Genomic DNA, 19,201 nt, shown 5'->3' with positions numbered 1-19,201 from the left:
GCGCGATGATTCTCGATGGAACGCTGGCGGCCTCTGTCCAGGCCGCCGCACAGGCGCTGCAGCGCGGCGAACTGCTGGGCCTGCCCACGGAAACCGTCTACGGCCTGGCGGCCGATGCCGACAACGACGCGGCCGTCGCGCAGATCTTCACCGCCAAGGGCAGGCCGCCCAACCATCCGCTCATCGTCCATGTGGCCGACAGCGGCGCCATTACGCGCTACGCACGTGAAGTGCCGCTGTTCGCGCAGCAGCTGATCGACGCCTTCTGGCCCGGCCCGCTGACCCTGATCCTGCCGCGCCTGCCCCAGGCCGCCCGGGCCTCGACCGGCGGCCAGGACAGCGTGGGCCTGCGCTGCCCCTCCCACCCCGTCGCCCATGCCGTGCTGGCCGCCTGCCAGCAGCTGCAGCCGCCTGTCTGGGGCGTGTCGGCGCCCAGCGCCAACAAGTTCGGCCGCGTCAGCCCCACCACGGCGGCCCATGTGGCCAGCGAGTTCGGCGACACGCTGCTGGTGCTGGACGGCGGCGCCTGCGAAGTGGGAATTGAATCGACCATCGTGGACTGCACGCGCGGCGTGCCCGTGCTGCTGCGCCCCGGCGCCATCACGCGCGACGATATAGAACGTGCCTGCGGCCAGCGCCCCCTGTCCAAGGAAGAACTGCAGGAGAACACGCCACGCGCCTCCGGCACCCTGCTGGCCCACTACGCGCCCAATGCCCAGGTGCGCCTCATGGACGCAAAGCAGCTGCAGGCCGGGCTGGACGTGCTGGGCGCCGACGCCAGGAACCTGGCCGTCTACCACCGCACACCGCTGCGCACCGCATCGCGCGCCGTCACGCTGCGCGCCATGCCCGCCGACGCCGCCGCCACCGCGCGCGAGCTGTTCGGTGCCCTGCGCGACTTCGATGAAGTCGGCGCCCGGCTGATCTGGATCGAGACCCCGCCCGACACGCCGGACTGGGAAGGCGTGCGCGACCGGCTGCTGCGCGCGGCGGCTGCGGGATAGAAGAGGCCCCCCGGGACTGCAGTGCCGCATCGGGCATCAACCCGCGCGCCTGCCCAACGGCGTGCGGCGCAGGAACAGGCGCCGTTCCAGGCCTTTGAATGGCGGGAGTTGCTAGAATCACGCTACACAATCCCTTCGCGGTGTCATTCAGTTGGCTCAGGCTTAGGGCGAAAAGGCCACCGCAAGGTGGTCTTTTCATTGGTGGCTTGGACATTGACCAGAACAACCATCTACATCGACGGCTACAACCTCTACTACTCGCGACTCAAGGGCACGCCGTACAAGTGGCTGGACATTGCTGCGCTGTTTCGTGATCGCATCCTGCTGCCGCAAGACCCTGGCGCAGAGGTTGTCGCCATCAAGTACTTCACGGCCCCCGTCAAAGCCTCGTACGCCCGGCATGGCGAGTCATCGGTCCAGGCACAGACCCAGTACCTTCGCGCCCTTCAGGCACGAGACCCTGGCCTGATCCAGATCGTCAACGGCTTCCACGTCTTCGAACCCACATCCCTGCCAAGCTACCAAGCGGGCGCCAACCCGAGCAAGAACAACGTGTCGCGCGTCTGGATGATCGAAGAAAAGCAGACCGACGTGAACCTTGCGCTGCACGCCTACCGTGATGCAGTACGTGGCGAATGCGACCAGTTGGTGATCTGCTCCAACGACAGTGACGTGGAACCCGCACTGCGCATGCTGCGCGAGGACGTGCCCGCCGCCAGGCTGGGGCTGGTCATGCCATTGCGCGACAGGACCGCAGCAGACGGCAAAGTGCCCAACAAGCGCTTGACGGCGTTGGCGCACTGGGTTCGCCATCACATCAGGGACGACGAGCTGGCGCAATCGCAGTTGCCGCTGAACGTGCAGACGCGGAAAAAACCAGCCAGCAAGCCTGCGCATTGGTGAACCCCCACAAAGCGGCCCTGGGCGGAACGCTGCCGCCTAGGACCTCTTCACCGAAGGCTCGTATGCCAGCTCCATCCGGTAGGCCAGCGCCAGGAACAGCGACTGCGCCAGGGTCAGCGTGCTGGTCAGGGAGCGAAAGCCGAAGGTGGCTGCGTCCTGGGCCAGCAGGGTGACGGTGGCGCGGGATGCCAGGGGGCTGAGCTGGCTGTCGGTCAGCGCCAGCAGGCGCGCGCCGCGTGCCAGGGCCGCGTCCACCATTTCCAGCGTTTCGGGCGCATAGGGCTCGAAGGAGACGGCCAGCATCACGTCGCCGGGCGCCAGCGCGCGCAGCTCGCCCTTTTGCATGGCGCCCAGGCCGTGCAGCCAGTGCACGGGCTTTTCGGTGTGCTGCAGCGCATAGGCCAAATAGGCGCCCACGGGGAAGGCGCGACGCGAGGCGGCCAGCCACAGCGAGGGGGCATCCAGCATGAGATCCACCGCCGCCTCGAACTGCTCGGGCGGCAGGCCGCGCTGCAGGGCCTGCAGGCTTTCGATGCTGCCTTCGATGACCTCGTGCGCCAGGCGCGCGCTGCTGCGTGGCTCGTTGCCCGAGGCGATCAGGCCCCGGATGCGGTCCTGGTAGTCATGCTGGGCCGAGAGCTGGCGCGCCGCATCGGCGCGGAACAGCGCCTGCAGTTCCGAGTACCCCGAGAACCCGAAATGCTTGGCAAAGCGCACCACGGCCGAAGGCTGCACGCCACATTGCTCGGCCGTGGCCTGGATGCCGTCGAAGGCCAGGCGATCGCCCTGCATTTCCACATGGCGGCCGATGGCCTTGAGCTGGCGGCTCAGGGCCTCGAAGCCTTCGCGCAGCACGGTGAGGAAGGCGGCGCGGTCGGCGTAGGGGCCGGCCAGCGAGGGGGCGCCTGCATCGCCAAGGGTTTTTCTATTTTTCATATATATGGAAAACTTTTTCTATTTCGATCTATGATCGCATGCACGCAACGATTATGGACAGGCCCGCACGCGGGTGTCCGCAACGCACAGGCCTATGACGATGAGCATGCTGAACTTTCCCTCCGACCGGCCGCTGGACGTGGCCTGCCTGGGCCGACTGGCCGTGGACCTTTACGCGCAGCAGATCGGCTGCAGCCTGGAGGAGGCCGGCAGCTTTGCCAAGTACCTGGGCGGCTCCTCGGGCAACATGGCTTTCGGCACGGCGCGCCTGGGGCTGCGCTCGGCCATGATTTCGCGCGTGGGCGATGAACAAAATGGCCGCTTCCTGGTCGAGACGCTGCGCCGCGAGGGCTGCGACACCAGCCAGGTGCAGGTCGATGCCCAGCGCCTGACCGGCATGGTGCTGCTGGGCATCAAGGACCAGGAGACCTTCCCCCTGCTCTTCGCCCGCGAGAACTGCGCCGACATGGCCCTGGACGCCGCAGCCATCAGCGAGGAATTCCTGGCCCGCTGCCGCTGCCTGGCCATCACGGGCACCCACCTGAGCGCACCCGGCGTGCTGGCCGCCAGCCGCAAGGCACTGGAGATGGCTGGCCGCCACGGCCTGGTGCGCGTGCTGGACATCGACTACCGGCCCGTGCTGTGGGGCCTGGCCTCGCGCGGCGACGGCGAGACGCGCTATGTGGCCAGCGCCGAGGTCAGCCGCAGGCTGCAGGCCGAGCTGGGCCAGTTCGAACTCATCATCGGCACCGAAGAGGAATGGCTGATCGCCGGCGGCGTGGAGGGCGACCTGATCGCCAGCCTGCGCCGCGTGCGCGAATGCAGCCGCGCCGTCTTCGTGGTCAAGCGCGGGCCGCTGGGCTGCTCGCTGGTCGAGGGCGAGGTGCCCGATGCGATCGCCGATGCGCCCACGGTGCTGGGCGAGCGCGTGGAAGTGCTCAATGTGCTGGGCGCGGGCGATGCCTTTGCCTCGGGCCTGCTGTCGGGTCTGCTGCGCGGCAAGAGCCTGGAGGAATCTGCGGCGATTGCCAACGCCTGCGGCGCCATCGTGGTCTCGCGCCATGGCTGCGCGCCGGCCATGCCCACGCAGGCCGAGCTGGCGCACTGGTTCTCGGGCCACCGCCATCCGCGTCCTGACCAGGACCCCGAGCTGTCCCACCTGCACCGCGTCAGCCGCGCGCGGCCGCAGTGGCCCGCGCTGTGCGTGCTGGCCTATGACCACCGCAGCCAGTTCGACGATCTGGCGCGCGAGGCCGGCGCAGCGCCCGCGCGGCTGCGCCCGCTCAAGCGGCTGATCAACGAGGTGGTCGCCCAGGTCGAGCGCGATCCGGGCAACGCGGGCCGCATGGGCGTGCTGATCGACGGCCGCCATCACCTGGGCGAGGCCGCGCTGCACGACGCCACGGGACGCGGCTGGTGGATAGGCCGGCCCATCGAGCTGCCGGGCTCGCGCCCGCTGCGCTTTGACGGCACGGACTCGCTGGCTTCCGAGCTGCTGCACTGGCCGCAAAGCCATACCGTCAAATGCCTGGTCTTCTACCACCCCGACGACACGCCCGCACTGCGCGCCGAGCAGGATGCCTGGCTGCAGCAAGTCTGGACCGCCACGCGCGCCAGCGGCCATGAGCTGCTGCTGGAAGTGATCCCGCCAAAGGACACGCTGGCGCCCGACGACCGGGGCGAGGCCGTGCTGCGCGCCATACGCCATTTCTACGACCTGGGCCTCAAGCCCGAATGGTGGAAGGTCGGCATCATGGCGCGCGAGAACTGGGAGGCGCTGGACGCCCTGGTGAACGAACGCGACCCCTGGTGCCGGGGCGCCGTGATCCTGGGGCTGTCCCAGCCCGTGGAACAACTGGTGCAGGGCTTTGCCCAGGCGCGGGCGCCCGTGGTCAAGGGTTTCATGATCGGCCGCAGCGTCTGGGCCGGACCGGCGCTGCAGTGGCTGCGCAACGAGCTGGACGACGCCGCGCTGCGCGATGCCGTCGCCGCCAACTTCCGCGCGCTGATCGCGGGCTGGGATGCCAGCCGCGTGGACGCGCGCCAGGTCATCACCGAAGGAGCTGCGGCATGAGCCCCCGCCCGGCCGCTCCGAAGGGGGCTCGCACCGCAGCCCGTGAGGGCGAAGGTCTCCCAATGAGCCTTCTCTTCAAGGCCGCGCCCGGCCGCATCGTCACCGACATCACGCCCGCCAGTGCGGGCTGGAAGCACATCCACTTCAAGGCCCTGAGGCTGCAGGCAGGCGAGGTGGAGGCGCTGTCCACCGGCCCGCTGGAATACTGCATCACCGTGCTCACCGGCCAGGTGGATGTGCAGGTCGGCAGCCAGGCGTTCAGCGCCCTGGGCAGCCGCGCCAGCGTGTTCGAGGAGAGTGCGCCCACGGCCGTCTACGTGCCGCCCGGCCAAAGCCTGCGCATCACGGCGCGTGGACCCGCCGACATTGCCTTGAGCGCCGCACCCGCCACGGGCCGCCATGCCACGCGCGTGATCGCGCCCGAAAGCATGCGCCGCAGCGTGCGCGGCCAGGGCAGCAACACGCGCCATGTCTGCGACATCCTGCCCGAGACCGAGGCGGCCGAGTCCCTGCTGGTGGTCGAGGTCATCACGCCCGCAGGCAACTCGTCCAGCTATCCGCCGCACAAGCACGACAGCGCCGACCCCGCCGCGCCGGACGCCGAGACCGTGCTGGAGGAGACCTACTTCCACCTGCTCAACCCCAGCCAGGGCTTTGCCTTCCAGCGCGTCTACACCGATGACCGCAGCATCGACGAAGCCATGGCGGTGGAGCACCGCGACACCGTGATGGTGCCGCGCGGCTACCACCCCTGCGTGGCCCCGCACGGCTACGACCTCTACTACCTCAACACCATGGCCGGGCCCGAGCGGCGCTGGGCCTTCCGCAACGACCCCGCGCACGAATGGATGCTGCGGCCGCGCTGACGCACGGCGCAACAGACACCCATAAAAACCACCGGAGACAAAAAATGCTGTTCAACCCAATGGCCCTGCACCGCAAGGCCTGGCTTTCCTGCGCCCTGCTGACGCTGGGCATGGGCACCGCCCAGGGGCAATCCGCCCCAGCCCCGTCCTCCCAGAGTGCGCCAGCCTGGCCCACCCAGCCCGTCAAATGGGTGGTGCCCTACGCACCGGGCGGCACCACCGACGTGATCGCGCGCCAGCTGGCCGTGCAGATGGGCAAGGACCTGGGCCAGCCCGTGGTGGTGGACAACCGTCCCGGCGCGGCCAGCATCATCGGTGCCACGCTGATCGCACGCGCCCCGGCCGATGGCTACACGCTGGGCACGGCCGACTCGGGCACGCTGGCCTTCAACCCCGCCATGTATGCGCGCCTGAGCTATGACGCGGGCAAGGACTTCAGCTACATCGGCGGCCTGGGCCGCATGCCGCTGGTGCTGGCCGTGCATCCGTCCTTCCCTGCGAAGAACGTGCAGGAATTCCTGGCCATGGCGCGCAAGGAGCCGGGCGGCATCTCCTCGGCCTCGTCGGGGCCGGGCTCGCCGCTGCACGTGGCGCTGGAGCTGTTCAAGCAGCGCACGGGCACCCAGATCCTGCACGTGGCCTACAAGGGCTCGGCCCCGGCGCTGCAGGACCTCATGGCCGGCCAGATCCAGTCCATGTTCGTGGACCTGCCGCCCAGCATCTCGGCTATCCGCGCGGGCAAGCTGCGCGTGCTGGCCGTGGCCACGCCCCAGCGCCTGCCCATCCTGCCCGACGTGCCCACCATGGCCGAGGCCGGCGTGCCCGGTTTCGAAGCCTATGCCTGGCAGGGTTTCGTCGGCCCCGCCCACCTGAGCCCTGCGCTCACCGAGCGCCTGAACAAAAGCCTGGCCACCGCCCTGCGCCACCCCGAAACGCGTGCCAAGCTCGAAGAGATCGGCATACAGCCCATGGAGATGACTCCGCAGCAGTTCGCAGGCTTCGTGCGCTCGGAACAGGCGCTGTGGAGCGGCGTGATCAAGGCCGCCAACATCAAAATGGATTGAAGCGCAGACATCGCCACATAAAAAAGATCCCGGAGACAAGCCATGACCCTCGCATCCCGCCGCCAATTCATCCACTCGCTGGCCGCCCTGGCCGCAACGCCGGTCCTGCCCGCCATGGCGCAGGCACCGGCCGGCGCCTGGCCCCAGCGCCCCATTGAACTCATCGTGCCCTTTGCCGCTGGCGGCGGCACCGACGTGCTGGCACGCGCGCTGGCCGAGGTGGCGCGCAAGCACCTGCCGCAGGAGCTGATCGTGCTCAACCGCGCAGGCGCCAGCGGCGCCGTGGGCTGGACCGAGCTGGCCAATGCCCGGCCGGACGGCTACAAGATCGGCATCATCACCGTCGAGCTGACCATGATCCCGCACATGGGGCTGACCAAGATCAGCTCCGACGCCCTGCTGCCCGTGGCCCGCCTGAATGCCGACCCCGCCACCATCGCCGTGCGTGCCGACTCGCCCTATCGCAGCATCGAGGAACTGATCGCCGCCGCGCGCAAGGACGAGGCCGCGGTGCGCATCGGCAATGCCGGCCCGGGCTCGCTGGGCCACCTGGCCGCCGCCGCGCTGCAGGACAAGGCGGGCGTGAAGTTCAACCACGCGCCCTACCGCGGCGCCAACCCTGCCGTGCTCGACCTGCTGGGCGGCCACATCGAGGCCGTGGCCGTCACGCCCGTGGAGGTGGCCACCTATGTGGCGGCCGGCAAGATCCGCCCGCTGGCCATCATGGCCGAGCAGCGCATACAGGCCGGCTGGGAAGCCGTGCCCACGCTCAAGGAGCGCGGCATCGACCTGCTCATCGGCGGCTGGCGCGGCTTGGCCGTGCCCCGCAACACGCCCGACGCCGTGGTCCAGACCCTGCGCAAGGCCATGGCCCTGACCCTCAAGGACCCCGTCCTGCGCGAAACCATGGCCAAGCAGAACATGGGCGAGGGCTACCTGGACCAGCCCGAATTCAAGGCCGTGATCGACCGCGACAACGCGGTGTTCAAGCAATTGGTGAACAAGCTGGGGATCAAGGCCTGAGGGGTCACCCTCAGCGAATGAACCCCGCCGCAAACGACGCCCGCAGGAACTCCACGAACACCGCCACCGCGCGCGGCACGTGGCTGGCGTAGGGGCGTATCGCGAACAGGTGTTCGCCGAAGGCATCGACGGGCCGCCAGCCGGGCAGGACCTCGCGCAGATGGCCGGAGGCCAGGCCCGATTGGGCGCTGAAGTCGGGCACCAGGGCGATGCCCAGGCCTGCCATGGCGGCGTCGCGCAGCATTTCGCTGTTGTTGGCGGCAAAGCCGCCGGCCACGGGCACGACGGTGCGTGCTGCGTCTGCACTGGCGTCTGCACCGGCGTCCGCACCGGCATCGGCGGGCACGAAGCTCCAGGCCATGGCGCCCTGGGTGCGCGGGTAGTGCAGGCACTGGTGCGCGGCCAGGTCTTGCGGGGTGGCCGGGGTGCCGTGCGCGGCCAGGTAGTCCGTGCTGGCCACCAGCAGCGAGCGCGTGGGCGCCAGCGCCCAGGCCACATGGGTTTCAGGCGGGGTGGAGGCATGGCGCACGGCGATGTCGAAGCCCTCCATCGCCAGCGAGCGCAGGTGGTCAGACAGGTCCAGCTCCAGCCGGATCTGCGGATGGGCACGCAGGAAGGCCGGCAGCCGGGGCATGAGCTGCTGGCGCGAGAAGGCCACGGGCGCGGTCACGCGCAGCAGGCCGCGCGGCTCAGCCGCCAGGTCGCGCACGCCCGCAAAGCTGTCGGCGATGTGCTCGAAGGCGCCGCGCGTCTCGTCCACCAGGCGCTGGCCCGCTTCGGTCAGGCGCACGCTGCGCGTGGTGCGTGTGACCAGGGCCACGCCGGCCGCGCGCTCCAGCTCGGCCACGCGCTGGCTCATGGCCGCCTTGCTCACGCCCAGGCGCGCGGCGGCCGAGGTGAAGCTGCCTTGCTGCTCCAGCACGACCAGCCAGTGCAGGTGGCTCCACAAGGCCTCGGCCTTGGCATCGGGTTTTTCATTTGCCATGCAGAGATTGTTCAGCAAAATGAACAATCAATTCAAGCGCAGCGCCTAGGCAGGCCAAAGGCGCACTCCTAGACTGGCCGGCATGAACACCGCAAACACCTCCTTCGCTTCCATCGTCCATTACGTCAACGGCCAGCGCACGGCAGGTGCCAGCGGCCGCGAGCAGGACGTGACCAACCCGGCCACCGGCCAGGTCACGGGCCGCGTGGCCCTGGCCTCGCGCGCCGATGTCGATGCCGCCGTGGCGGCCGCCCAGGCGGCCTTCCCCAAGTGGGCCGACACGCCGCCGCTGCGCCGGGCGCGCGTGATGTTCCGCTTCCTCGAACTGCTCAACCAGCACAAGGACGAACTGGCCCACGCCATCACGGCCGAGCACGGCAAGGTCTTCACCGATGCGCAGGGCGAGGTCAGCCGCGGCATCGACATCGTGGAGTTCGCCTGCGGCATCCCGCAGTTGCTCAAGGGCGATTTCACCGACCAGGTCTCCACCGGCATCGACAACTGGACGCTGCGCCAGCCGCTGGGCGTGGTGGCGGGCGTGACGCCGTTCAACTTCCCCGTGATGGTGCCGATGTGGATGTTCCCGGTGGCCATTGCGGCGGGCAACACCTTCGTGCTCAAGCCCAGCCCCATCGATCCCACGCCCTCGCTGCTGATCGCCGACCTGCTCAAGCAGGCCGGCCTGCCCGACGGCGTGTTCAACGTGGTCCAGGGCGACAAGGAAGCCGTGGATGCGCTGATCGAGCATCCCCAGGTGAAGGCCGTGAGCTTTGTCGGCTCCACGCCGATTGCCAACTACATCTACGAGACGGGCGCCCGCCACGGCAAGCGCGTGCAGGCCCTGGGCGGCGCCAAGAACCACATGGTGGTCATGCCTGACGCCGATATCGAACAGGCCGTGGACGCACTGATCGGCGCCGGCTACGGCTCGGCCGGCGAGCGCTGCATGGCCATCAGCGTGGCCGTGCTCGTGGGCGATGTGGCCGACCAGCTGCTGCCGCGCCTGATCGAGCGCACCAAGGCCCTGAAGGTGCTGGACGGCGAGGACCTTGCTGCGGAAATGGGCCCCATCGTGACGCGCGCCGCACACGATCGCATCAGCGGCTACATCGACCTGGGCGTCAAGGAAGGCGCGCAGCTGCTGGTCGATGGCCGGGGCTTCGACGGCAAGGCGGCCGGCGCCGCCACGGGCACCGACACCTCGGGCGGCTTCTGGCTGGGCGGCACGCTGTTCGACCATGTCACGCCCGACATGCGCATCTACAAGGAAGAGATCTTCGGCCCCGTGCTGGCCGTGGTGCGCGCCAAGGACTTCGCCGAGGCCGTGCAGCTGGTCAACGACCATGAGTTCGGCAACGGCGTGGCCTGCTTCACACGCGACGGCAACGTGGCGCGCGAGTTCGGCCGCCGCATCGAGGTCGGCATGGTCGGCATCAACGTGCCGATTCCCGTTCCCATGGCCTGGCACGGCTTCGGCGGCTGGAAGCGCAGCCTGTTCGGCGACATGCATGCCTACGGCGAGGAAGGCGTGCGCTTCTACACCCGCCAAAAGAGCATCATGCAGCGCTGGCCCGAGAGCACGCCCAAGGGCGCGGAATTCGTGATGCCCACGGCCAAGTAGGCACAGGCCCGCTCCATGAAAAAACCAGCCCGCGGGCTGGTTTTTCTTTGGGGACTGCGACCTGTCAGAAGCGGTATCCGATGCCGATGGCGTAGACGTTCGGGTTCAGCTTGAGCGACACGCTCTGGCCCGAGGACAGGTGTGCCGTGGTCTTCAGGAAGCTCTTGTAGTAGGCCACGTCCAGGAACCAGCGCTCGTTGAAGTTGTAGACGAAGCCGATCTGGGGCGTCAGGCCCCACTTGCTGTCCACCGAGGCCGTGGTGGGGTTGGCCAGCGTGCCACCAGTCAGGCCGTTGAGGGAGGCCGTGGTGCGCTCGCCGAAGAACTTGGCATAGGTCACGCCCAGGCCCAGGTAGGGGCGGAAGGCGGAGTTGGCCTCGCCGAAGCGGTACTGCGCGAACACGGTGGCGGGCAGCACCTTGGTGCGGCCGAGCTTTCCCGTGCCGGAGATGGCGCCATCGCCCACGAAGTCGTGCTTGAACGGCAGGCCCATGGGCACGTCGATGGCCCAGTTGTTGGTGACCATGTAGGTCACGCCGCCCGTGAGCTGGCTGTTGGCCTTCACGTCCACGCGGGTGTCGGGGAAGCTGGGCGTGCTCAGCCAGCCGCTGCTGGTCTGGGGATCGATGCGCGTGGCGCCCAGGCGCACGCTCCAGGTGCCGGCGGACTGGGCGGTGGCGGCCATGCAGGCCGTGGCCATGGCCACGGCGGCGGTGATACGCAGGAATGTCTTCATGGATGTGTCTCCTCGTGCTGCGTGTCTGCTATCACAGCCAGCCGGCGCGGGCCAGGGTGCGGGAGGCCAGCTGGCTCATCTGCTGGTGGCCATAGGGCGTGGGGTGGAAGCTGTCGGCAAAGGCATAGCTCTTCCACCAGTTGGCGCTGGTCTCGCCCACGGGAATGGAGGCGGACAGCGCGGCCTCGGTGCAGGTCGGGAAGCTGTAGGTGGGCAGGCCGTCAGCGCCCACGCCGGTGGCAGGGCAGGCCGCCTTTTTCACGTTGGTGTAGGCGTACTGGGCGGGGTCGGCCATCTGCTGGCGGAACTCGCTGTAGAAGTCGATGATGGCCACGCGGCTCTCGCCCGCGAAGCCGGTGGCAACCTGCTGGTTGAAGGCCTTGACCCAGCCGTCGAACACGGTCTCCAGCTGCGCGGCGGCGGCCGAGCCCTGCTGCTGGGCCACGGACTGCAGCACCAGCTGGAAGCGCGGCGTCAGCGTGATCGCGGGCACGTTGAGGATGGCCACGCGCGTGGCGCCCTTGCCCAGCACATTGGTCTGGATGCTGGAGACAAAGCCCTTGGCCAGGTTCTGCATGTACAGGCCACCGGCCTGGGCCATGCCGGCCTGGCCCTGCTGCAGCAGCGCGCCCAGCGTGGCCGCGTCGATCTTGGTGGACAGCAGCGCCTTGAAGTTGGCGCCCTGGTCCCTGGAGGCGGCCAGGAAGGCGCCGATCACATCGGCCGCGTCATTGGCGCCGCCGTCGATCACCGCCAGGTCATCGGCCGTGAAGCCTGCCGCGCCGGCCAGCAGGATCTGCTGCGTGATGGAGATGGGCGCCGTGGGCGCGCTGGTGTAGTTGATGCGGCCGCCGCCCACGGCGTAGTTGTTGCACGAGGTGTTGGGCGTGAAGGCCGTGCCGTTGAAGCGCGGGCACAGGGAGATGTTGTACAGGCCCGCCACGCGCTCGGCCCAGACCTGGTTGGAGCCTGCGCCCGTCAGCGTGGCGTTCTGCACGGTGAACTTGTAGCCGAAGGTGCCGCTGTCGGAGAGGCTGTCGCCCATCACCTTGACGGAAGTGATCTTGGCGCGGGGAGTGGTGTCAGCGCCGCTGCCACCGCCGCAAGCGGCCAGCAGGCCGGCCGTGGCCAGAGCGGCCGCGAGGATTCGATAACGATTTGCCAAGATGGAATCTCCGTGAAGTGTTATGAATAGCACGACCGTGCTTTTTTGCTAAAGCCATCGTAACGACACTTGCGCATTGGCGACACCGGGCAACTACGGATAGAAATCGCACGCCGACAAGGCAATTCGCACGCGGGCGAACAGACGATAAGGACCGCCGCACCGCCCGTGGGTAGGACAACGTCCTTGCTGGGAAAACAATGAAAAAGGGCCTGCGAAAGCAGGCCCTGCACAAGACGCGAAGGCGCCTGATCAGCGGTCGCGCGCCGTCCAGTCCACCAGCGCATCCCAGGCCGCGCGCGCGGCCGGGGCGTTGGTGTGGTTGGCCATGGCCACCAGCACGTAGCGGCGGCCGCTGGCCCCGTCCACATAGCCGGCCAGGGCCGAGGCATCGCGCAGCGTGCCGGTCTTCAGATGCGCCATGCCCTGGGCCCGGCTGAGGCTGCGGCGCAGCGTGCCATCCACGCCGACGATGGGCATGGAGGCCACGAACTCCGGCATCACCGGCGAGGCCCAGGCCTGCTGCAGCATGCGGCCCAGGCCGGAGGCGGTGATGCGCGCCTCGCGGCTCAGGCCCGCGCCGTTGTCGGCCACGGGCTGCTCGGCCGCGCCCCAGCGCGCCTGCCACCACTGGCCCAGGGCCTGGCGCGAGGACTCGAAGCTGGCCACGCCCGTGCGCTGCATGCCCATGGTCAGGAACACCTGCTGGGCCATGACGTTGTTGCTGTACTTGTTGATGTCGCGCACCACCTCGGCCAGCGAAGGCGATTCGCTCTGGAACGCTGGCTGCAGCCCGGCCGGCACGCGGCCGTCGTGCACGGTACCGGTGAGCTTGCCGCCCAGCTCGCGCCACATGCCCTCGATGGCGCGGGCCGCGAAGGCCTCGGGCTGGGCCGGCGCCAGCGACCAGCTCTTGTCGCCGCAACTGGCCGGGAACGGGCCGGCAAAGGCGATGCGCAGCGGGTCGGTCATGTCCAGCTGCAGCCGGGCGCGCCAGTCGCCGCATTCGCTGCCGGCCGGCGCCAGCGGCACGGTTTCCTGCTGCTGGATGCCGGCCAGCGGCGGATCGTATTGCAGCCGCGCCACGCCCGCCGCCGCGTCGGGCGTGAAGCCCACGGTCACGGCCTTGTAGTTGACCAGCAGCGCGTCGGGCGCCACGTTGTAGGGGCGCCAGGGTTCGTTGTCGAAGGTGGCCGCGTCATGGCCGCTCACGGAAAACGCGCTGCGGTCCAGCACGATGTCGCCCACGATGACCTTGATGCCCATGCCCTGCAGGCGGCGCAGCATCAGCCACAGCCGCTCCATCACGAGCTTGGGATCGCCCTGCCCCTGGATGTACAGCGGCCCGCGCAGTACGCCGTCCTGCACCGGCCCGCCCAGGAAGACGGGCGTGCGCCAGACATGCGCGGGACCCAGCTGGTCCAGCGCCGCATAGGTGGTGACCAGCTTCATGACCGAGGCGGGGTTCATGGCCACGTGGCTTTGCCAGTCCAGGCGCGGGGCGGCCCGGCCATCGACCTCGACCACCAGGGCCGAGACCGCGTCGCGCGGCAGCTTGGCGCGCGCAAGCGCCGCCTCCACGGCCGGGGGCAGCCGGCTTTCGCGTGCAGTCTTGGTGGACAGCGAGGCCGGCGAGGTGGGCGCATCTGCCTGGGCGCTTGCCACGCCGGGCAGGACAGACGCCGCCAGCAGCGCGGCCGCCAAGCCCCGGCGGGAAAGCGGCAATCCGAGAGAGAAGGCGGAGGAAATCGAGGAAATAAGGGAAGAAGACGTCGAAAGATGCAACATGGCCGGCAAGTCTACGCCGGTCATTGCAGCCCTGCCGGGCGCGGGACGGGCGGGGCACCGATAATCCTGCACTTGCTGCGGCACCGCCGCCTGCCCCAAGCCATGAATCTTCTTGCCCTAGACACCAGTACCGACACCCTCTCCATCGCCGTGCAGCGCGGCGATGCCGTCTGGGAGCACAGCGGCCCCGGCGGCCCGCAGACCTCGACCGAGCTGATCCCTGCCATCCTGGCGCTGATGGCCCAGGCCGGCCTGGAATTCGCCGAGCTGCAGGCCATCGTCTTCGGCCGGGGTCCGGGCTCGTTCACGGGCCTGCGCACGGCCTGCTCCGTGGCCCAGGGGCTGGCCTTTGCCGCCCGCGTGCCCGTGCTGCCCATGGACAGCCTGCTGGCCGTGGCCGAGCAGGCCCGCATGCAATACGGCTGCACCGACCTCATCGCCGTGATCGATGCGCGCATGAACGAGGTCTACCACGCCGCCTACCACTGGGCCGACGGCCGCTGGAACGACATTGGCGAGCAAAGCGGCGACTTCGGCCTGTGCGCGCCCGAGGCCCTGCAACTGCCGCCCGGCACCGTGGTGGCCGGTAATGCCCTGGCAGCCTACGGCGAGCGCCTGGCGCCCCAGGCCAGCCACCTGGCCGCCCTGCCCACCGCCGCCGCCATGCTGCGCCTGGCCCCGGCCCTGCTGGCGGCCGACCGCGCCTTGCCGGCCGACCAGGCCCTGCCGCGCTACATCCGCGATAAAGTCGCGCAGACCACGGCCGAGCGGGAGGCTGCCAAGGCGGCCGCCGCGCTGGCCCTGGCCACGCCCACTCCAGAGGCCACCCCACCCGCACCATGAGCACGCACACGCCACAGCCCTCGCGGCCGCAGCCGCCCCTGACCGACGCTCCGGCGCCGGAGCGGGACAGCGTGCGCTTCGAGCCGCTGAACGTGCTGTCGCTCGACATGCTGCTGCCCGTGGAGCAGCAGGCCTACTCGCATCCCTGGTCCCGTGGCAACTTCATCGATGCCATGGCGGCCGGCAATGAAGCGCAGCTGCTGGTCGATGCGCGGGGCGAACTGGTGGGCTACTTCGTCGCCATGATCGTGCTCGACGAGGTCCATCTGCTCAACATCACCGTGGCCCCGTCGCGCCAGCGCCAGGGCTGGGCCCGCATCCTGCTGGACGCGCTGGCCCTGTGGGCGCGCCAGCGCAAGGCCCAATGGATCTGGCTGGAAGTGCGCGAGAGCAATGTCCGCGCACGCAGCATCTACGCCGCGCATGGCTACCAGGAGGTGGGCCTGCGCAAGAATTACTACCCCATGCACGACGGCCCGCGCGAGCATGCCGTGCTCATGAGCCTCAAGCTATGGCCCTGAATCTAGACACCCGCCAGCGGGCCATGCTGCACGCCATGGGCATCACCGTCTGGCTGCCCGAGCCCGAGACCGCACCCGCCGTGCTGTCCGAGGCCCTGGCTGCGCCCGCCGATGCGCCTGCAGCGGCGCCCCTGGCAGATCCGCCGGCGGCCCGCCCCGTGCCGCCGCCCGTGCAGGAGGCGCCCCCCCGGCGCCTGCTGCACCGGCGCCTGTCGCCGCGCCAACGCCCGCACGCGTTCAGGTGCCTGTTCAGGCGCCTGTCCAGGCGCCGCCGCCTCCCGCACCCGTCATCCCCGAACGCGAACGCCCGCCGCGCCGCTACGTGCAGCAGCCTGTGGCCGGCGCCCCGGGCCTGGGCTGGCGGCTGGGCCCCGTGCGGCCCGTTTATGCGGCAACGCCGCCTGCCGGTGATGGCGGCGAAGGCGGCTGGCTGATCCTGCTGGAGCCACCCGCCAACTCCCTGCCCCTGCCCCCCGCCCAGCGCCCCGGCCCCGACTGCGCGCGCACCGCGCTGGAAGGCGACGCGGCCCGGCTGCTGGACAACATGCTGCGCGCGCTGAACCTGCAGGACCATCCGCGCCTGTACAGCGCCGCCCTGCACCGCGTGCAGCCTGCGGCCGAAGGACAGGAGGCGCCCGAGGTCCCGGCGCTGCAGCCATCGCTGGAGGCGCTGCTGCGCGATCTGCGCCCGGCCTGCGTGCTGGTGCTGGGCCTGGCCACGGCGCGCGCCGTGCTGCAGCGCCAGGAGGCGCTGGGCCGCCTGCGTGCCGAGCCGCACCGCATTGCGGGCGTGCCGGCCGTGGTCAGCTACGACCCCAACTACCTGCTGCGCGCCCCCCAGGCCAAGGCCGGCGCCTGGGCCGACCTGTGCCATGCGCAGGCTTTTGTGACAGGCCGCCAGATGCCCCCTGGAGCCGCTTCCGAATAGCGCAGCCGGCCCGCATGTTGCAGCGCAACGCTGCATAATCCAACGCTTTGCATCTTGGAGAAAGCTCCGTGGAAACCTACCCCAGTTGGTAGCTTTCAACTCCCGGTTGGCCTGTGGGGTTGAAAGCACCTCCGATACCCCGCACGCCTGAGAAGAACACCTGGAGTGAGCCTATGCTCAACATCTTTACGCTGGCCAATGGCCGCCTGGTTCAAGAAGAGATCGAGTCGCTGGAGGAGCTGTCCCGCTTCAAGCCGATCTGGGTGGACCTGGAGTCGCCCACGGTCGAGGAAAAGCGCTGGATCAAGCAGCACTACGAGCTGTCCATCCCCGAGGATGCGATGGACGACGACATCGAGGAATCCGCCCGCTTCTACGAAGAAGACAACGGCGAGCTGCACATCCGCAGCGACTTCCTGATCGACGATGACGAGGACCCGCGTTCGGTGCGCGTGGCCTTCATCGTCAACGAGCACAACAAGAACCTGCGCAGCTGCGGCGTATTGTTCTCCATCCACGACGAGGACGTGCCCGTCTTTCGCCTGCTGCGCATGCGCGCACGCCGCGCGCCGGGCCTGATCGACGAGGCCAAGGACGTGCTGCTCAAGCTCTTCGACGCCGACGCCGAATACTCGGCCGACACGCTGGAGCGCATCTACGACGATCTCGAAAAAGCCAGCCAGATGGTGCTGTCCGGCGACGTGACCGACGACGTGGCCCGCGAGGTGCTGGGCGCCATCGCGCGCCAGGAAGACTTGAACGGCCGCATCCGCCGCAACGTCATGGACACGCGCCGCGCCGTCAGCTTCATGATGCGCTCCAAGATGCTCAATGCCGAGCAGTTCGAGGAAGCGCGCCAGATCCTGCGCGACATCGAATCGCTGGACAGCCACACGGCCTTCCTCTTCGACAAGATCAACTTCCTGATGGATGCCACGGTCGGCTTCATCAACATCAACCAGAACAAGATCATCAAGATCTTCTCGGTGGCCAGCGTGGCCCTGCTGCCGCCCACGCTGATCGCCAGCGTCTACGGCATGAACTTCAAGTTCATGCCCGAGCTGGAATGGGAGTTCGGCTACGTCTACGTCATCGGGCTCATGGTGCTCAGCGCCGTGGGGCCCATGCTCTACTTCCGCAAGCGCGGCTGGCTGAAGTAGCGGCAGCCGGCCCCTCTCGGGCCGGAACGCCTTCTCAGGCCAGCGCCACGGCCTCGATCTCCACCTTCAACCCGAAATGCAGCGCCCCCGTGGGCACCACGGCGCGCGCGGGCCGGTGCGTGCCGGCCCAGTCTGCGTAGATGCGGTCGAAGGCTGGCCAGTGCGCCATGTCGTCCAGGTACACGCGCACCTGCAGCAGCCGCGGCACGCCGCTGCCGGCCAGCTCCAGCGCCGCTGCCAGGTTGGCCAGCGCCTGCCGGGCCTGGTCCTCGAAACCGGCATCCACCAGGCGCGTGCCGTCGGGCCGTATGGGCAGCTGCCCTGACACGAAGACCAGCCCCTGGCCCGTGGCCGTGTGGCTGTAGTGGCCGCCCGGCGCAGGCAGGTTCGGCGATGCATGGCGCAGATCGATCCCGTTTTCACCAGCCATGGAGCCGCTCCCAGGTTTGCACCGAGCCATCTGCCGCCAGCGCCTGGTAGGCCGGGAACTGCGCGCCCGTGGCGCAGGCATGGTTGGGCAGGATGCGCAGCCGGGTGCCCAGGGGAAAGCGCGTGGCGATGTCGGCCTCCGCCGTGCCATCGGCCCGGGCCAGGATGCCGTGCTCCTGGTTGGCGCCCGTGAGCACGAAGCCCGGCATCACCCGCCCCTGCAGGTCGCAGACCTGGCCGTAGCCGAAATCCTGTTTCTGCCGGGCCGTTCCGCGGTCGCGGCTCATGGCCATCCAGCCCGCATCCACGATGGCCCAGCCCTTGTCGGCCTGGTGGCCGATCACGGTGGCCAGCACCGACAGCGCCACGTCCTCGGCCGTGCACACGCCGATGTTGCGCATCACCAGGTCGAAGAACACGTAGACGCCTGCGCGCACCTCGGTCACACCGTCCAGCCGGCTGGCCGCCAGCGCCGTGGGCGTGGAGCCCACGCTGACCACGGGGCACGGCAGGCCGGCCGCGCGCAGGGCCTCGGCGGCCTGCACGCAGCCGGCGCGCTCGCGCTCGGCCAGGGCCTGCAGCGCCTCGGGCGTGTCCAGCTCGTAGCTGGAGCCCGCATGCGTGAGCACCCCGCCCAGGCGCATTCCGCCGTCGTGCAGCGTGCGGCCAATGGCCAGCAGCAGCGGCGTATCGTCTGCGCCCACGCCGGAGCGGTGGCCGTCGGTGTCGATCTCTATCCATACCTCGAAGGCCTCGCCCTGTTCGCGGCCGAACGCGGCAATGGCCTGGGCCGCCGCCACGCTGTCCACGATGAGCTTGAGATCGCAGCCGCGCCGGCGCAGGTGCAGGGCCTGCGGCAGGCGGTGCGGCGCCATGCTGACTGCATAGAGGATGTCGGTGGTGCCTGCCGCAAAGAACTGCTCGGCCTCCTTCAGGGTGGAGACCGTGATGCCCGAGGCCCCGGCCGCACGCTGCGCGGCGGCCACGGGCACGCTCTTGCTCGTCTTCACATGGGGGCGCAGGCGCACGCCCTGCGCGTCCATGCGCTGCTGCATGCGGGCGATGTTGCGCTGCATGCGGTCGAGGTCGATCACGGCAGCGGGCGTGTCCAGCGTCAAAAGAGTGTCTTGCATGGGGGCTCCTGAAAAAGGCTTG

The 19,201-nt window shown here is 69.3% G+C and carries 17 protein-coding genes and 1 pseudogene; 11 read left to right on the top strand and 7 right to left on the bottom strand.

What is annotated here, in order from left to right; all coding sequences use genetic code 11:
* Window positions 1-5: 5 nt before the first annotated feature.
* Together CLV01_RS05105 and CLV01_RS05100 are read left to right on the top strand one after the other, a co-directional pair.
* Entirely contained in the window at window positions 6-1,004 is a 999-nt protein-coding gene (locus tag CLV01_RS05105; protein ID WP_043822523.1) for an L-threonylcarbamoyladenylate synthase, read from the top strand.
* A 186-nt stretch (window positions 1,005-1,190) separates the two neighbouring features.
* Window positions 1,191-1,907, top strand: a complete 717-nt coding sequence (locus tag CLV01_RS05100) for an NYN domain-containing protein (protein ID WP_257221202.1) — start codon at window positions 1,191-1,193, stop codon at window positions 1,905-1,907.
* 36 nt (window positions 1,908-1,943) lie between these two features.
* Here CLV01_RS05100 and CLV01_RS05095 read toward each other — a convergent pair whose 3' ends face one another.
* Window positions 1,944-2,843: a MurR/RpiR family transcriptional regulator gene (locus CLV01_RS05095; protein ID WP_099734841.1), complete on the bottom strand. Its 900-nt coding sequence runs from the start codon at window positions 2,841-2,843 to the stop codon at window positions 1,944-1,946.
* A 100-nt stretch (window positions 2,844-2,943) separates the two neighbouring features.
* On the opposite strand from CLV01_RS05095, the gene CLV01_RS05090 reads away from it, so the two are divergent.
* The 4 genes from CLV01_RS05090 (at window position 2,944) to CLV01_RS05075 (ending at window position 7,870) form a co-directional block, all read left to right on the top strand.
* Window positions 2,944-4,917 carry a bifunctional 5-dehydro-2-deoxygluconokinase/5-dehydro-2-deoxyphosphogluconate aldolase gene (locus tag CLV01_RS05090; protein ID WP_099734842.1) on the top strand — a complete coding sequence of 658 codons (1,974 nt, stop codon included), beginning with the start codon at window positions 2,944-2,946 and terminating at the stop codon, window positions 4,915-4,917.
* Window positions 4,918-4,979: 62 nt separating this feature from the next.
* On the top strand, window positions 4,980-5,783 hold the full coding sequence (gene iolB / locus CLV01_RS05085) for a 5-deoxy-glucuronate isomerase (protein WP_099734843.1): 804 nt from the start codon (window positions 4,980-4,982) through the stop codon (window positions 5,781-5,783).
* A 44-nt stretch (window positions 5,784-5,827) separates the two neighbouring features.
* Window positions 5,828-6,847 carry a Bug family tripartite tricarboxylate transporter substrate binding protein gene (locus tag CLV01_RS05080; protein ID WP_081816209.1) on the top strand — a complete coding sequence of 340 codons (1,020 nt, stop codon included), beginning with the start codon at window positions 5,828-5,830 and terminating at the stop codon, window positions 6,845-6,847.
* A gap of 42 nt (window positions 6,848-6,889) precedes the next feature.
* Window positions 6,890-7,870: a Bug family tripartite tricarboxylate transporter substrate binding protein gene (locus tag CLV01_RS05075; RefSeq protein ID WP_099734844.1), complete on the top strand. Its 981-nt coding sequence runs from the start codon at window positions 6,890-6,892 to the stop codon at window positions 7,868-7,870.
* A 10-nt stretch (window positions 7,871-7,880) separates the two neighbouring features.
* Here the strand turns inward: CLV01_RS05075 and CLV01_RS05070 are convergent, their stop codons facing one another.
* Window positions 7,881-8,855: a LysR family transcriptional regulator gene (locus tag CLV01_RS05070; RefSeq protein WP_099735219.1), complete on the bottom strand. Its 975-nt coding sequence runs from the start codon at window positions 8,853-8,855 to the stop codon at window positions 7,881-7,883.
* An 82-nt stretch (window positions 8,856-8,937) separates the two neighbouring features.
* Between CLV01_RS05070 and CLV01_RS05065 the strand changes: the two genes are divergently transcribed.
* Complete coding sequence (locus CLV01_RS05065; RefSeq protein WP_013804491.1) at window positions 8,938-10,476, top strand: CoA-acylating methylmalonate-semialdehyde dehydrogenase; 1,539 nt, start codon at window positions 8,938-8,940, stop codon at window positions 10,474-10,476.
* Window positions 10,477-10,540: 64 nt separating this feature from the next.
* Here CLV01_RS05065 and CLV01_RS05060 read toward each other — a convergent pair whose 3' ends face one another.
* From CLV01_RS05060 to dacB, 3 genes are all read right to left on the bottom strand, one after another.
* Window positions 10,541-11,212 carry an OmpW/AlkL family protein gene (locus tag CLV01_RS05060; RefSeq protein ID WP_013804492.1) on the bottom strand — a complete coding sequence of 224 codons (672 nt, stop codon included), beginning with the start codon at window positions 11,210-11,212 and terminating at the stop codon, window positions 10,541-10,543.
* Window positions 11,213-11,243: 31 nt separating this feature from the next.
* Complete coding sequence (locus CLV01_RS05055) at window positions 11,244-12,377, bottom strand: SGNH/GDSL hydrolase family protein (RefSeq protein ID WP_099734845.1); 1,134 nt, start codon at window positions 12,375-12,377, stop codon at window positions 11,244-11,246.
* Window positions 12,378-12,629: 252 nt separating this feature from the next.
* Window positions 12,630-14,189, bottom strand: a complete 1,560-nt coding sequence (gene dacB / locus CLV01_RS05050; RefSeq protein ID WP_099734846.1) for a D-alanyl-D-alanine carboxypeptidase/D-alanyl-D-alanine endopeptidase — start codon at window positions 14,187-14,189, stop codon at window positions 12,630-12,632.
* 78 nt (window positions 14,190-14,267) lie between these two features.
* On the opposite strand from dacB, the gene tsaB reads away from it, so the two are divergent.
* The 4 genes and pseudogenes from tsaB to corA all read left to right on the top strand — a co-directional run bounded on the left by tsaB (window position 14,268) and on the right by corA (window position 17,617).
* On the top strand, window positions 14,268-15,008 hold the full coding sequence (gene tsaB / locus CLV01_RS05045) for a tRNA (adenosine(37)-N6)-threonylcarbamoyltransferase complex dimerization subunit type 1 TsaB (RefSeq protein WP_088166335.1): 741 nt from the start codon (window positions 14,268-14,270) through the stop codon (window positions 15,006-15,008).
* Window positions 15,005-15,529 (top strand): ribosomal protein S18-alanine N-acetyltransferase, encoded by a 525-nt coding sequence (gene rimI, locus CLV01_RS05040; protein ID WP_013804496.1) that lies wholly within the window; start codon window positions 15,005-15,007, stop codon window positions 15,527-15,529. Before tsaB ends, rimI begins: the two co-directional genes overlap by 4 nt.
* Window positions 15,520-16,457: pseudogene (locus CLV01_RS05035) on the top strand (uracil-DNA glycosylase family protein). Before rimI ends, CLV01_RS05035 begins: the two are co-directional and overlap by 10 nt.
* Window positions 16,458-16,630: 173 nt before the next feature.
* Window positions 16,631-17,617 carry a magnesium/cobalt transporter CorA gene (gene corA / locus CLV01_RS05030; protein ID WP_013804498.1) on the top strand — a complete coding sequence of 329 codons (987 nt, stop codon included), beginning with the start codon at window positions 16,631-16,633 and terminating at the stop codon, window positions 17,615-17,617.
* Between the two features lie 34 nt (window positions 17,618-17,651).
* Here corA and CLV01_RS05025 read toward each other — a convergent pair whose 3' ends face one another.
* Together CLV01_RS05025 and CLV01_RS05020 are read right to left on the bottom strand one after the other, a co-directional pair.
* Window positions 17,652-18,047 carry a RidA family protein gene (locus tag CLV01_RS05025; RefSeq protein ID WP_012202904.1) on the bottom strand — a complete coding sequence of 132 codons (396 nt, stop codon included), beginning with the start codon at window positions 18,045-18,047 and terminating at the stop codon, window positions 17,652-17,654.
* Window positions 18,037-19,179 (bottom strand): DSD1 family PLP-dependent enzyme, encoded by a 1,143-nt coding sequence (locus CLV01_RS05020; RefSeq protein ID WP_099734848.1) that lies wholly within the window; start codon window positions 19,177-19,179, stop codon window positions 18,037-18,039. The genes CLV01_RS05025 and CLV01_RS05020 overlap by 11 nt, the downstream gene beginning before the upstream one ends.
* Window positions 19,180-19,201 lie beyond the last annotated feature (22 nt).

The sequence above is a fragment of the Delftia sp. 60 genome, assembly GCF_002754395.1.
Lineage (GTDB): Bacteria > Pseudomonadota > Gammaproteobacteria > Burkholderiales > Burkholderiaceae_C > Comamonas > Comamonas acidovorans.
Note: the sequence above shows the minus strand (reverse complement) of the source record. Positions and strands in the feature narration are given on the sequence as shown.